Annotated in this window: 12 protein-coding genes; all 12 read left to right on the top strand. The window is 43.0% G+C overall.

Annotated features, from left to right (window positions below):
* Positions 1-466: 466 nt before the first annotated feature.
* The 12 genes from ACEW8F_RS02970 (at position 467) to ACEW8F_RS02915 (ending at position 14,892) form a co-directional block, all read left to right on the top strand.
* Entirely contained in the window at positions 467-2,224 is a 1,758-nt protein-coding gene (locus tag ACEW8F_RS02970) for a GGDEF domain-containing protein (RefSeq protein ID WP_373481989.1), read from the top strand.
* 135 nt (positions 2,225-2,359) lie between these two features.
* Entirely contained in the window at positions 2,360-3,337 is a 978-nt protein-coding gene (locus ACEW8F_RS02965; protein ID WP_373481988.1) for a YbgA family protein, read from the top strand.
* Between the two features lie 91 nt (positions 3,338-3,428).
* Positions 3,429-3,728, top strand: a complete 300-nt coding sequence (locus ACEW8F_RS02960; RefSeq protein ID WP_373481987.1) for a cupin domain-containing protein — start codon at positions 3,429-3,431, stop codon at positions 3,726-3,728.
* A 25-nt stretch (positions 3,729-3,753) separates the two neighbouring features.
* Positions 3,754-4,566, top strand: a complete 813-nt coding sequence (locus ACEW8F_RS02955) for a transporter substrate-binding domain-containing protein (RefSeq protein ID WP_373481986.1) — start codon at positions 3,754-3,756, stop codon at positions 4,564-4,566.
* An 8-nt stretch (positions 4,567-4,574) separates the two neighbouring features.
* Positions 4,575-5,360, top strand: coding sequence for an amino acid ABC transporter permease (locus tag ACEW8F_RS02950; protein WP_373481985.1), 786 nt, complete (start codon positions 4,575-4,577; stop codon positions 5,358-5,360).
* Positions 5,332-6,066, top strand: coding sequence for an amino acid ABC transporter ATP-binding protein (locus ACEW8F_RS02945; protein WP_373481984.1), 735 nt, complete (start codon positions 5,332-5,334; stop codon positions 6,064-6,066). Before ACEW8F_RS02950 ends, ACEW8F_RS02945 begins: the two co-directional genes overlap by 29 nt.
* 54 nt (positions 6,067-6,120) lie before the next feature.
* Positions 6,121-6,807 carry a CDGSH iron-sulfur domain-containing protein gene (locus tag ACEW8F_RS02940; protein ID WP_373481983.1) on the top strand — a complete coding sequence of 229 codons (687 nt, stop codon included), beginning with the start codon at positions 6,121-6,123 and terminating at the stop codon, positions 6,805-6,807.
* Between the two features lie 163 nt (positions 6,808-6,970).
* Positions 6,971-9,409 (top strand): HD domain-containing phosphohydrolase, encoded by a 2,439-nt coding sequence (locus ACEW8F_RS02935; protein ID WP_373481982.1) that lies wholly within the window; start codon positions 6,971-6,973, stop codon positions 9,407-9,409.
* A 297-nt stretch (positions 9,410-9,706) separates the two neighbouring features.
* Positions 9,707-10,966: a UV DNA damage repair endonuclease UvsE gene (gene uvsE / locus ACEW8F_RS02930; RefSeq protein WP_373481981.1), complete on the top strand. Its 1,260-nt coding sequence runs from the start codon at positions 9,707-9,709 to the stop codon at positions 10,964-10,966.
* A gap of 71 nt (positions 10,967-11,037) precedes the next feature.
* Positions 11,038-12,039, top strand: a complete 1,002-nt coding sequence (locus ACEW8F_RS02925) for a diguanylate cyclase (protein WP_373481980.1) — start codon at positions 11,038-11,040, stop codon at positions 12,037-12,039.
* A 37-nt stretch (positions 12,040-12,076) separates the two neighbouring features.
* Positions 12,077-14,008: an HD domain-containing phosphohydrolase gene (locus ACEW8F_RS02920; protein ID WP_373481979.1), complete on the top strand. Its 1,932-nt coding sequence runs from the start codon at positions 12,077-12,079 to the stop codon at positions 14,006-14,008.
* 50 nt (positions 14,009-14,058) lie between these two features.
* Positions 14,059-14,892, top strand: a complete 834-nt coding sequence (locus ACEW8F_RS02915; RefSeq protein ID WP_373481978.1) for a protein-glutamate O-methyltransferase CheR — start codon at positions 14,059-14,061, stop codon at positions 14,890-14,892.
* The last annotated feature ends 99 nt before the right edge of the window (positions 14,893-14,991 follow it).

Here is a 14,991-nt window from a genome sequence, read left to right as displayed (position 1 = left end):
GATCGATGAACTTGATCTAATTGAGCTGTTTGAAGCCCCTGGGCATGGTCGAGTACTTGGTGAAGTTACTGAAAAGCAGAAGGATCTTTATGAAGCATTAGGGATTGATCCTCCATCGTTATAAATTTCGGGAATCCAGGTAAAATGCGAGATGTAGCGACCAATTAAGAGTCGTGCATCGACACCGATGATTATTTCCGGGATCACAAATTTCCGTAGTTCCAATAGGGTTTCAGCCATAACAATAACCTCTCATTCTGATATGAAAATCTGTTACTTTAGTATAACAGTTGAAATTCTATCTGTAAACATTTCGATGGTGTTAAATATGGTCAGAAAGTAAAAAGCGTGTTTGTATTTAGTACCCGGGCCCGATAAAAATTAACGTGAATTTAACATGTTGATAATATTAATAACAGTCTCCCATGGTTATAATTTGTGACATAAATAACGGGGAGGAATGTTTTTGGATATCAATCAGAATAATGAAGAAGAGCGGTTGAGAGGGGAGCTCTTAGAAATACTTTATCAAAAAAAAATCAAGACGGTTTTTCAGCCGATTGTTTCATTGCTGGACGGAACGGTCCATGGTTATGAAGCACTGAGTCGGGGGCCTGTGGATTCGGCGCTTCATACCCCGGATATGCTATTTAAATGTGCGCAAAAATTTAATAAACTCTGGGAGCTGGAATTTCTCTGCCGTTCAAAGGCCTTTGAAGCGGCCTTTAAAATAGAAAGTGAATTCAAACTTTTTTTAAATGTCAATCCCAATATCATGCAGGACGCTCAATTCAGAAAAGGATTTACCCGGGAGTATCTGGAGAAATTTGACATTGATCCCAAACGAATTATCTTTGAAATTACTGAGAGCGAAGCCATTAATCATCTGGCTGATTTTATTAAAACGATTGACAATTATAAGGAACAGGATTACCGCATCGCCATTGATGATGCTGGTGCCGGTTATTCGGGGCTCAATTTAATTTCGGATATTCATCCCAATTATATTAAGCTGGACATGAAACTGATTCGGGACATTGACAAAGATATGACCAAACAATCCCTGGTAAGATGTTTGAATGAGTTTTCTGAATATACAGAAACCTCGTTGATTGCCGAAGGGATCGAAACCAAGGAAGAATTGCTGACGCTGATCAACATCGGGGTTCAGTATGGCCAGGGATTTTTTATTCAAAAGCCAAATGGAATCCTAAATTCAATCTCGAAGGATGTGGTTGAAATCGTCATGGAAGAGAATGCCCATAAAAGAAAACTGCTGGATAATCGGGTGCTGGATGACCGCATTGAGTCCATCTGCAAACTGGAGAAAACCATCCCACCGGATATCCTTGTTTCACAGGTTCACGAAATGTTTAAAAAAAATGAAACCCTCTCCGGATTTTGTGTGGTTGAAGATCGGGTTCCGATTGGGGTGATTACCCGAAATGCCCTGTATAAAAGGATCAGCGGACAATACGGGTATATTCTCTATGCCAACAAACCGGTTTGTAACATCATGGATACCGATTTTATGCATGTCGATTGCCGGGCAACCATCGATATTGTTGGCAAGAATGCCATGCAACGTGATTTTGACAAGATCTATGACTTTATTATCGTAACCCGGGAAGACCAGTTTCAGGGAACAGTGACGGTCAAAGATCTGATGGAAAAACTGATCGAAATCGAATTTGTCTATGCCAAACATCTCAATCCGCTGACCGAACTTCCCGGCAATCTGATGATTGAGCAGCAGCTTGAAAAGGCCCTCAAAGGAAAAGATAGAAGAACCATTCTTTATTTCGATCTCGATAATTTCAAAGCCTACAATGATCTTTATGGGTTTGAAAATGGCGATCGGGTGTTAAAGGAGTTTGCCGAAATCTTAAAAACCCGGATTCCGCCCGAATATTTCATTGGTCATATTGGTGGGGATGATTTTATTGCGATTGTTCCCAAAAAGAAAACCGAACAATTGTGTATCAGTATCATTGGTACCTTTAATGATGCGGTGGTTAAATATTATAATAAAGACGATATCGACAAAGGTTATATTACCTCCAAGGACCGCAAGGATGTCGAGGAGAATTTCCCCTTTCTCTCGGTTTCCATTGCTGGAGTGGCCAGCGATCATAACAAAACCATCTTTGAATTGGCGGAAACAGCGGCCAAAATAAAAAAGAAATGCAAGAAAAAACAGGGCAGTAATTACCTGTTGAGCTGATCCGGTCAACATAAAAACAGATGCGCATGGCGCGTCTTTTTTTTGTTTGGAAGCGGCTGCCGGGGATCCGAATGATTGAAGCTTTCCGCAAATGGGTAAGAACAATTTAAGATCAATCAAGCGAGGAGAGAAAAAATGGATCAAGAATTAAGACCCCAGGTTGTGGTCAGTAAATGTATGGGCTTTGATGCCTGCCGCTATAATGGACAGACCCTGCCCGATAAGTTTGTCGAAAAATTGAAAGATTATGTGGATTATCATCCGGTTTGCGCCGAGGTGGAAATTGGCTTGGGGGTGCCCCGGAATCCCATTCGCCTGGTGCTGGAAAACGAGCAGATTGTTTTGTACCAACCGGCATCGGATACCGAGTATACGCAGCAAATGATCGCTTTCAGCGATGATTTTTTTGATCGTCTGGGCAAGGTGGACGGCTTTATCTTAAAAGGGCGTTCGCCATCCTGCGGCACCAAGGATGTCAAAGTCTATCTCGGCAAGTCCAAAACCACCGGTTCCATCAAAGGTCAGGGTATTTTTGCCGAACAGGTTTTTAAACGGTATCCCTACCTGGCCATTGAAGAAGAGGGCCGGTTAACCAATTTTAGAATACGGGAGCATTTTCTGGCCAAACTCTATACGATGTGCAGTTTTCGCCAGGTGGAAAAAGCAGGAACCATGGCAGCATTGGTTAAATTTCAGGCCAATAACAAATATTTGCTGATGGCCTATAGTCAGAAGGAGCAAAAAGTACTGGGGCGAATTGTGGCCAACCATGACAAGCTGCCGGTGGAGGCGGTTATCAACAGCTATAAAGAGCATCTGGGGATTGCTTTTTTCAGAATTCCCCGGTATAGTAATTATATTAATGTGATGATGCATATTTTCGGTTATTTTTCGGAACATCTTGCCAGTGGGGAAAAGACCTTTATTCTGGACAGTTTTGAAAAATATAAAAACGGCAAAATTCCCCTGAGTGTTCCCATCAATGTGCTCAAGTCCTATGTCATCAAATATAATGACCCCTACCTGCTGGAACAGAGTATCTGGGAGCCTTTTCCAGAAGAATTAATGGATATCAGCGACTCCGGAAAAATGGAAGATCTGATCAAGAAATAAAGAAATATCGATGACGAAAATAGCATCAAAGGTGGGGTTAAAACTATATTCAAGGACAGTTTTATGATATGATTAAGAAACGAGGTCACGGATGAATGTTTATGAAATGTCCGGGTTGCCTGTCAATGATGAGGTAATATCAATTCTGGAGCAGAATGAAAGGGTTCGGATCGAGCGGATTATCAGCACCGGTCAGCAATCCGACTGGTATGATCAGGCGGAAAGCGAATATGTGATTTTGCTGGAGGGAAGAGCTCAACTGGCATTTGACGATGGCAGGACGATCACTCTGAAAAAGGGGGATACGCTGTTAATCCCGGCCCACCAGAAGCATCGGGTCGCTTATACCTCAGCAGACCCGCCCTGTATCTGGCTATGTGTGTTTTATTAAGGATTGCGGAGAAGGAGCAAAAATAATGAAGAAGTTAGTGTTGATGATAGTGGTACTGGTTATGGCCGGATCGCTGCTGACCGGCTGCAGCACCGCTAACAAGGATACGGAAAATGATGAAAAACCCTTGATTGTCGGAATGGAACTGGCCTACCCGCCTTTTGAGACAAAGGATGATCAGGGCAATCCCAGTGGGGTCAGTGTTGATTTGGCTTATGCCCTGGGCGAATATCTGGGCCGACCGGTTCAGATCGAAAATACCAATTGGGATGGACTGATTCCATCACTCCAAACTGGCAAGGTGGATGTGGTGATTTCCTCGATGACCATTACCGACGAGCGCAAAGAAGTGGTTGATTTTTCGGTGCCTTATGCCCAGTCCTATCTGGGGCTGCTGGTAAATAAAAACGCCACGATCAATCAGGTGGAAGATTTAAATCAGCCGGGCAAGGTCGTGGCTGTGAAAAAGGGAACTACCGGAAACATCTATGCATCAAAAAATTTAAGTAATGCCACGGTTAATGCCCTGTCATCCGAAAATGCCTGCGTAACTGAGGTAACCCAGGGAAAAGCGGATGCCTTTATTTATGATCAGTTGACGATTTACCGACAAAATCAGTTAAACCTGGATACCACCAAAGCCATCCTGATTCCTTTCCAGGATAGTGAAAGCTGGGGCATGGCTGTGAATAAGGGAAATGAAGAACTTTTAACCGAGATTGACAGCTTTATTGAAACCTTCAAAGCCCAGGGAGGCTTTGAGGAATTGACCGATAAATACCTGAAGGAAGAAAAACAAACCTTTGATGCTCTTGGCTTTCCATGGTTTTTTGATTAAGGTGATCGATGAAACAGACATGGAGTAAAGAGCCATCATTAGCAAATAAGGCGGCTAGTGCTATTTTTGTGGCTGTCGTCCTGATTGGATTTCTCTGGTTTTCGGTGAGTTCCATCGGCCTTGAATTGGATTTTACAACCCTTTACCAATATCGGCAGAGACTCTGGGAAGGGTTTTTGATGACGGTAATTATTTCGATGGCCAGTTTGATTGTCAGTCTGGTCATCGGCTCACTCACGGCCATTGGTCAAAACGCAAGGATCCTGGCCATCAGTTATTTTTGCCGGGCCTATGTTCAGATTATTAGGGGAACCCCACTGCTGGTACAGATTTATTTTTTCTACTACATCATTGGCACGGCCTGGGGGGTGGATAACCGTTATGTAGCCGGCGTGGTGATCTTATCGATCTTTGAAGGGGCTTATATTTCGGAAATCATCCGCGGGGGCCTGGCGAGTATCGACCGGCAGCAATATGAGGTGGCCAAGTCGATTGGGTTGACGCCGGTTAAAACGTTGCAGCTGGTTACCTTTCCGATATTAATGGCTCGAATTCTTCCGGCCCTGGCGGGTCAGTTTGCCTCGATTATCAAGGATTCTTCATTGTTGTCGGTGATTGCGGTGATTGAACTCACCCAAACTGTCCAGGAAATTTCGGCGGATAATTTTAGAATGTTTGAAAATTATCTTTTTGTCGGGGTGTTGTATTTTATTCTGACCTTCAGTGTTTCCATCCTTTCAGGCGTATTGGAAAGGAGGTTTAACCATGAATATCGAGTTAATAAATATTTGTAAAACCTTTGAGGAAGAACTGGTTTTAAAGGATGTATGCGGTTCCTTCGATATTCATTCGATTGCAGTGATTGGGCCATCCGGCGGCGGGAAATCAACCTTGCTGAGGATTATCGGCGGACTTTTGGCTCCAGATTCCGGAACACTGAAAATTAATGGCGAGACCATTGAATTCAGCAAAAAATACCTGTATAGTTATCGTCGCAATATCGGATTCGTTTTTCAATCCAAGGGGCTGTTTGAGCATCTCACCGCTATGGAGAATATGCTGTTGCCGCTGGTACACGCATTGGGGATGGGTAAAACCGAGGCTCTTGAGATCAGCAGTACACTGTTTGAACGTTTTGGCTTAACTGATGAAATAAATAAGTATCCGTTCCAGCTTTCTGGCGGTCAGCAGCAACGAATTGCCATTGCCAGAGCGGTGGCGGTTCAGCCCAAGCTTTTGCTGCTGGATGAACCAACCTCAGCCCTGGATCCTGAATATACGGCGGAGGTGCTGAATATGTTGGGGGAGCTTCAAAATGATGGGCTAAAAACCATTATTGTAACCCATGAAATGGGTTTCGCCAAAAACGCCTGTGAAAAGGTTGTTTTTTTGGCCAATAAACAAATCATTGAAAGCGGCGACAGTTCCCAAATATTTAAGCATCCTCAAACAAGGGAATTGCAGTTGTTTTTAAATAAAATTCTTGAATGGAAGGTTTGATTAAGGAGATGATTCCTTTTGAAAACCAGAAATTCGATTTGCATACGGAGATTGATGATGGAAAAAGAAATAGCGGGAAAAATTAAAATTTTGAAAGACGGTCCCTATGTGGTTACCGGGAATATTAAACTCTCAGAGAAAATAATCACGTCCCAGGGAAAAAATTATGTTTATACCGAAGGGCGAGACCTTCCCCAGGCCAAAACCTACACTCTGTGTCGGTGCGGAAAGTCAAAAAATCCGCCTTTTTGTGATGGCGAGCATTCAAAATGTGATTTTCACGGCGATGAGTCGGCGTCGAAAGCTGATTTTGAGGATCGGGCTGAGTTGCTGATCGGAGCCGATCTGGATATGAGAGATGATCACCGCTGTGCTTTTGCCAGATTCTGTCACCGCAACGATGGCACCGCCTGGCAGCTGATAGGCCAGTCGGATGATCCCAGGCTCAAAGAAGAAGCCATTAAAGCGGCCAGTGAATGTCCAGCCGGACGTTTAGTGGCATTGGAAAAAAACGGCACCGCCATTGAACCCGAATACGAACCGGAGATCGTGATTCTTCAGGATCCGGAGCGGGAGGTGAGCTGCGGTATCTTTGTCAAGGGCGGCATTCCCCTGCAATCAGCGGATGGCAGTCTCTATGAAAGACGAAATCGCTTTGTCTTATGCCGCTGTGGTGAATCAATTAATAAGCCTTTTTGTGATGCCACCCATGTGCATATTAAATATCAGGATCAAAAATAATCCGGCTGTTCAAATGTTTTGGTATCGTTAAAACACAGCAGACAAAGGTTAAATTAACCTTTGCCTGCTATGATAATATTTCTGCCAAGAATAATTTATTTTAATATGGGTTGATCGGTAAGAGAGCAAAATTCTCGGGCAACTCTCCGGAATGAGGAAGTGTATGGATATCCAAAATGTGTTATTGAATTTAATCGTATTTGCATTGCCAATTATTACTGTCATATACACTTTTGTGGGGATCAGGCTTTTAAAACAAAAAGTGGGCGAGCAGTTTAATTATTTTTCGCTACTGATGTTTTGTGCGGCAATTTATGTATTTGGTTATTTTCTTTCGCTTAATTCCCAAAATATTCAAATGATGATCTTTGCCCGGAATTTCGAGAACCTGGGAGTGGTCTTTATCCCAACATTGGGAATATTATTTATTTCTCAATTTGTCAGGAGAAAAATACCGGGCCAGGTGAAATATTTATTATTTGTTGTCTCCGGCATTCTGTGGCTCGTTTATATCACCAATCCGGCTCACCAGCTGGCCTTTAATTGGGTGAAATTGATCACGGTTAACGGCTTTTCCGTGGCCAGTACCTCGAAAAACATCGGGTATTATCTGATTCTGGCTTATTATGCAATTTTTATATTATTTTCTACAATTGAATTAATAAAGGTGCTCATAAATTCAAAGTCCCCGAGTTTGCAAAAAAGCTATCGTTTTGTTCTCTTGTCACTACAGACATCCTGGATTGCCGTGCTCGTCATTCTAATGGGTTTTGACAAATATATCGACCCCACACCAGTGGTGATTTTATTCATTTCAGCCATGATCGGGTTAAATGAAGTTAAAAACGATCTGTTTGAACTGGAGATCAATCGCTGGAAACAAACTTTCTGGAATATTGGCGAGGTCGCCTTTTTAATCAATGCTGATGATGAAATTATTTGCATGAATCCTGTGGCAACCCTTTTTTTTGATGGAAAAAAGGAAAGTGTATCAGAAATCTTGAGAATTCTCAATCGGGGCGATCATAAACGGACCCCGGTAAAAATAAAGGTTAGGGAAGATATTCGCTGGCTATATGTCAATAGAAATGATTTTGATATCAAGCGAAAGCTGGTGAGCTATATGCTCGTTGATTTTACCGATCGCCACCAGGCGGAAACAGCCTTGAAAGAAAGCGAAGAAAAACATCGGTTGCTGATCACCCAAATGGCCCAGGGACTGGCGGTCCATGAGGTCATCTTTGATCAATCCGGAAATCCGGTGAATTTTCGTTATTTGGATGCCAATGACAGCTATGAGAAGCTAACCGGTATGAAACGGGAGGATATCATCGGCAAAACGGCCCTGGAGATCATCCCAGAGATGGACAAAAGCTGGATCGAAAAATACGGACGGGTGGCGATGACCGGTCAACCAATCCATTTCGAACACTATGACAAGGAGGTGGATAAATATTTTGAAGTGGTTGCCTATTCACCCCGGTTCAAACAATTTGCGGTGATTATTTCAGATATCACCGAGAGAAGGCGGGCGGAGCAGGAAATCCGCTATTTGAGTTATCATGATTATCTTACCGGACTTCATAATCGACGGTTTTATGAGGAAGAACTGGGGCGGCTGGACATCCCCGAAAATTTACCGATTACCCTGATTATGGCGGATGTGAATGGACTAAAACTGATTAATGATTCTTTTGGCCATGTCATGGGCGATGAACTCTTAAAAAAAGCGGCCCGACTGATCACCACAACCGTTCCCGAAAACAGTATTGTTGCCCGGTTGGGTGGGGATGAATTTATCGTGATTCTGCCGCAGACGGATATTTTCCAGGCGGTTGATTTGATCAATGACCTGAAAGCCAAAATCGCCAATGATAAAATCGGGGCAGTTGATATTTCGATATCCTTTGGCTACGAAATCAAGGAAATGGAAGACCAGGATATCCAGGAAATCTATAAACGGGCGGAAGATGACATGTATCGGCATAAGCTCTACGAAAGTGCCAGCATCAAGAATAAAACCATCGAACTGATTATGAATACCCTCTATGAAAAGAGCAGCCGGGAAATGCTTCATTCCCGAAGAGTGAGTGAGCTCTGTAAATCCATTGCCGGGGAGATGGAGCTGAGCAAGGATGCTGTCAATCAAATTGGGGCAGCCGGGCTGATGCATGATATTGGAAAAATGGGCATTGATGAAAAAATTCTCAATAAAGAAGGACGGCTGAACTTTGAAGAATGGCAGGAAATCCAGCGTCATCCGGAAATTGGTTATCGCATCCTGAGTTCATCCAGTGAATTTTCAGAAATGTCCAAATATGTCTATGAACATCATGAGCGATGGGATGGCAAAGGTTACCCCAAAAAACTCAAAGGGGAAGAAATTTCCATTCAGGCACGAATTATCGGAGTGGCGGATGCCTATGACGCGATGACCTGTGATCGCACCTATCGCAAAGGACTGAGTCGGACAGAAGCCATTTATGAGCTCAGAAAGAATGCCGGAACCCAGTTCGATCCGGAAGTGACCCGCACATTTATCGAAAAAGTGCTGGCCAAAGAGTTTTCACTGATTCCTGAAAATCCCCAAACGGATCGCTAATTAATCCTGCCGGGAATTGATCGAGAAGCTGAAGGAGTCTGATATCAGGCTCTTTTTTGTTTGAAAATTAACAGAGATATCATTGTTTTTACCGCCAATTCACTGTATCTTCAGATTCATTTCTGGTATAATAAACAAAATCATCGGTAATATCGTATCGAACTGATCTTAGCCACCCACCATCAGGGGGCTTGGATAAAGATTGGGGATAATGGTTATTTGTAAGGCTCAGATGATCAGGTCATAAGCCAATAAAAGTGATTGAATTGTGTGAATGGTTTAGGAAAGAAGGTTATTATGAGGATAGGATATGCATGTTTAACGATAGGTGTGCCGAATACTGAATTAAAAACGTGCTTACTTAAAAATGCGTCCGATGAAAAATTGACTGAATTGATCAAGCATAATTTGAACGCGCTTGAAAATATGATTGATTACAATATTGATAATAAGGTTGAATTATTTAGAATCAGCTCATCCCTGATCCCTTTTGGATCGAATCCGGTTAACCGGATTATTTGGTGGGAAGTATTTGAAAAACAGTTAAAAAAAATTGGCAAGAAAATTGCTAAAAGCGGGATGCGGGTTTCCATGCATCCGGGACAGTATACGGTTTTAAATTCAGCCGACGAAAACATCGTGGCAAACGCCAGGTTAGATCTCAATTATCACGCCCGTTTATTGGACAGTCTGGGGCTGAATTCAGAGCATAAGTTGATCCTCCATGTGGGCGGGGTTTATAATGATAAAAAACAGGCGGTTAAACGATTCCTGAAAAACTACCACGGGTTGGATCAAGCCGTCAAGAATCGACTTGTGCTTGAAAATGACGATAAATCCTATACCATTGAAGATGTTTTAATCATTGGAAAAGCCCTGGATATCCCGGTTGTCTTTGATAATCTGCATCATCAGGTGAATCCCTGTGAAACAAATCAGTCCCATTGTTTTTGGATTGATGCCTGCAAACATACATGGAAAAGCCAGGATGGCAATCAGAAGATTCATTATTCCCAACAAAATTCGGAAAAAAAAGCCGGATCTCATTCCAAAACCATTGGGATTACCGAATTTATGGCTTTCTATCAGGAATTGAAGGGCCGAGATCTGGATATCATGCTGGAAGTTAAAGACAAGAATCTGTCAGCCATCAAATGCATTAATTGCACAATTGGAAAAAAAGAAATCAATCGGCTGGAACATGAGTGGAGCAAGTATAAATATGCCGTGCTGGAAAGATCGCCGCTGGATTATCTGGAGATTCGAAAGCTGCTTAACAATAAAGACAGTTATCCCAGTATGGAGTTTTATAATCTTATCGAAACCTCGTTTCAGAAAGAAACCACGATCGGAAACTCGATTAATGTGGCCCAGCATATTTGGGGATATTTCAGGACCCTTGCCTTGCCCAGTGAAAAGAAGTATTTTTTAAAATTGCTGGATCAATATGAAAAAGGGGAGGCTTCGCTTAAAAAAGTGAAGAAAAATTTATGGAAAATGACCGTTAAGTATGAACAGAACTATCTGCTGGACTCTTACTATTATGTTATTATTTGACCAAAAATGGAGTGGCAGGTTTATTGAAATAGATTTTCAATAATGAATTAGAAAGTGGTGCAAGAAAGATCATGTTGAATGCCGAAATCAGAGAATTGATTAAGTATCTGAAAAACATTGTTGCTGACGAAAAACCGGATCAGGATGTTTTGGGAAAATACGGGAATGATCCCGATTTTATTGAGCTCGATGGGATGGTGCGGGAAATTCGAAGTGCCTGCAGAAAGCATTTTGAAATGATTTTTGACTTATTTCCTGATCCAACCATTATTACCACCATGGAAGATGGAAAATTATTGGCCTATAATCAGGCCTTTTTAAAAATGATACAGACACGGGGAAAGACCATCATCGATGAATCGATGAACATCCACGATTTATATTTCGAATTAGATAAAAGAGCGCAGTTAATCGCTGAACTGAAACGAACCGGCGTCAGTGAGAATATGGAAATCATGGTCTATGATGCAAATAATGTAATGTTTGTGGGTCTGGTTTCAGCTCAGGCGATTAAGATTGAGGGAGAACCCCACATCTTAAGCGTAATCCGGGATATTACAAAAATCAAGCGATTAGAAGAGGAAATTATTCAGCTGTCGATCAGGGACAAGCTGACCCAGGTATATAATCGGCCCAAACTCGATGAGTTTCTGCAATACGAACTGGAACGGTCCGAACGCACCAAGGCTCCTTTTGCAATTATTCTGATGGATGTGGATTCCCTGACAAGTATCAATGATGCTTACGGAAATCCGGTCGGAGATGACCTGCTGGTGGCAATTGCAGAGATCCTTAAAGAAAATGTCCGGGGGACAGATCTTGTTGGTCGCTGGAGCGGTGAGGAATTTCTGATTATTCTACCGGATACCGATGAAAAGGGTGCCTTTACCCTGGCTGAAAAGATGAGGACAATCGTTGAAAAGACGAGTTTTAAAACGGTTGAAAAATTAACAGCCAGTTTTGGGGTATCCGCTTATCGTAAAGACTTGCTGCCGGCAACCCTGATTTCCAGAGCCCATACGGCCCGAAACCGGGCCAAAGAAAAGGGCCGGAACCGGGTTGAATGTCAGTAGTGAAAAGATGCAGGAAAATTGATGGACGAGGTGAGCTGTGGAAACGAGACAATTAAAGATTTTAGTGATTGATGACAACCGGGATAATGTGATTGTCTTAAAAGCCCTGATCCAAGATGCATTTCCGGAAGCCAGTGTGTTGATGGCTTTTGATGGCAGAACCGGGTTTGAAATAGCGGTAGCAGAGGATCCGGATATTATATTTATGGATGTTATCATGCCGGATATGGATGGTTTTGATGTGTGCCGAAAATTAAAAGCCCGAACCGATCTGGCAGATATCCCGGTGGTTTTTGTGACGGCCTCCCGGGGGGATCGGGAACATCGGATTCTAGCCCTGGAATGTGGCGGCGAAGGTTTTCTTTCCAAACCCGTTGATGAACAGGAATTGATTTCTCAAATCAGAGCCATGGCTAAGATCAGACGGGCCAATCTTCAAAAACGCAATGAAAAAAAGCGGCTCGATATTCGGGTCAGAAAACAGACCGAGTCATTAAAAGCAGCTCATGCCAGAACCCTTAAACTTCTGAAATCCCTGGAAAAGGAAAATGAAGCTCGCAAAAAAAGCGAAAAAGCGCTGGTTGAAGCCCAGAAACTGGCCCACTTGGGAAGTTACGAAATTAATTTTGAAAGTGACAAAATCAATTGTTCCGAGGAAGTTCTCAATATTTTTGGGGCCGTTACCATGGACGAGGTCAGTACCAAAGATTGGTTTCTAGAATTTGTCCATCCTGATGAGATCCCCGTTGTGCTGGAAAACATCAGCCAGGTAATGGTCGCAAAATCCACAGCCGATTTTATTTTTCGGATTCTTCGCCGGGATGGCGAAGAACGGATTATAAATATGCGGATGATCCCCCAATTTGATGAGAACAACAATCATATTGGCAATTTTGGAACCGTTCAGGATATCACCCGGATCAGAAAAACAGAAGAGGAAATCAGGTACCTAAGCTACCATGATTACCTGACCGGTCTGTTTAACCGGCGATTTTATGAAGAGGTTCTGATTAAACTGGATACCGAAGATAATTACCCCCTAACCCTGGTCATGGCCGATGTCAATGGCTTAAAAATGATCAATGATTCCTTTGGCCATGCGGTTGGGGATGAACTGCTGCAGATGGCTTCAAATGTGATAAAAAGCGGTTGCCGGGAAAATGACGTGATTGCCAGATTGGGCGGCGATGAATTCGTGATTATTTTGGCGCGAACCGATGCTGAAACCGCGGCGCTGATCATCAAAAGGCTGGAAGTGTTAGCGGCCCGGGAAAAAATAAGAGGACTGAAACTCTCGATTGCTTTTGGCAGTCAAACAAAAACCCGAAAAGAAGAGAATATCCAGAAGGTGCTTAAGAATGCTGAGGATGATATGTACCGTCACAAACTTTATCAAAGTGCTAGCATGCGCAGCAAAACCATTAAACTGATTATGAACACCCTTTATGAAAAGAGTAATCGGGAAATGATGCATTCAAACCGGGTAGGGCACATCTGTGAAAAAATCGGCATGCGAATGAAACTGGATCAGGATGAAATCAATCAGATTCGGACCGCCGGGCTGATTCACGATATCGGGAAAATGGGGATCGACGAAAAGATCCTCAACAAACCCGGAGCCCTCAGTCAGGATGAATGGAAGGAAATCCAGCGGCATCCGGAAATCGGGTATCGGATCCTCAGCTCCGTGAATGAATTTTCGGAAATGGCTAATTGTATTCTGGAACATCATGAGCGCTGGGATGGACGAGGCTACCCCAAAGGCTTGAGGGGTGAAGAAATATCGCTGCAGGGCAGAATTGTAGCGGTGGCAGACTCCTTTGATGCCATGACCAGTGACCGGACCTATCGCAAAGGTCTGGCACAGGATGAGGCCATTGCCGAAATCAAGCGCTGTGCGGGAACTCATTTTGATCCCCTGGTAGCAAAAATACTGGTCGAGATGGTGCATTCGGAAATGATTCATTAGCGAGCACCAACAGACTATTACAATCAAGCAGGAGGCATAGGGGGATGTTAATGGGAACTCAGACAGATTGCTTTATTCGTGAGATGATTCAGGTTATGAAAGAGACCTACAAAAAAGATCTGACCATTTATGATGAGGCCTTTCTGGAAAAATCGCTGCAGCGGCGGATAACCGGCATCGCTGTCAGCCAGTCGGATTATCCTTCGTATTTACAGGCAAATTCCCATGAAGCTGATCGTTTAATGGCGTCTTTTCAGATTACCTATAGTCAGTTTTTCAGGAACTCCCTGACCTTTGCTGTACTGGAGCAGCTGGTTTTACCCCATCTGTTCAGCCAGAAGCCGGAAAACGGTGAGATCCGAGTATGGTCGGCAGGCTGTTCCACCGGTCAGGAAGCCTATTCCATTGCGATTCTGCTGGAAGAATTGATAAGTTCTTCATCAAAACCGATGCGGTTTCGGATTTTTGCCACCGATCTTTCCAGGGAAGCTCTCGGCACTGCCAGAACCGGCATTTTTGACGCGGATAGCGTTTTAAACATTCGGATGAAATACCTGAAAAATTATTTTGCCAAACAGGGAGAAGTCTATGCTGTTGCTCCCGGTTTAAAAGAAAAGATTGATTTTTCGGAGTATGATTTATTGGATCCCCATTCCAGTAATCCACCAGATAGTATTTTTGGTGATTTTGATATTATCTTTTGCTGCAACCTGCTTTTTTACTACCGTACTGATGTGAGAAGGTCGATTGTCAGGAAGTTAAAACGTTCGCTGGCCGAAGGCGGCTATTTAGTCACCGGTGAGGCGGAATCGATATTCATCGGCAAAGATGAGGAATTAAAAATCCTGCCTTCAGGAGCGCCTGTTTTTAAAATCAATCAGTAGCAGCGTCAGAATCTCTTGCGTTAAATGTAGGTGTTGAACGCAGTCACTAAACTCATTTATTTAAATAAAGAAAAACAACCATTGTGCTGTGTTTCCAGA

The sequence above is a fragment of the Acetobacterium sp. genome, from assembly GCF_041752335.1.
In the GTDB taxonomy this organism is placed as follows: domain Bacteria; phylum Bacillota; class Clostridia; order Eubacteriales; family Eubacteriaceae; genus Acetobacterium.
This window is presented reverse-complemented; position numbering and strand designations above follow the sequence as displayed.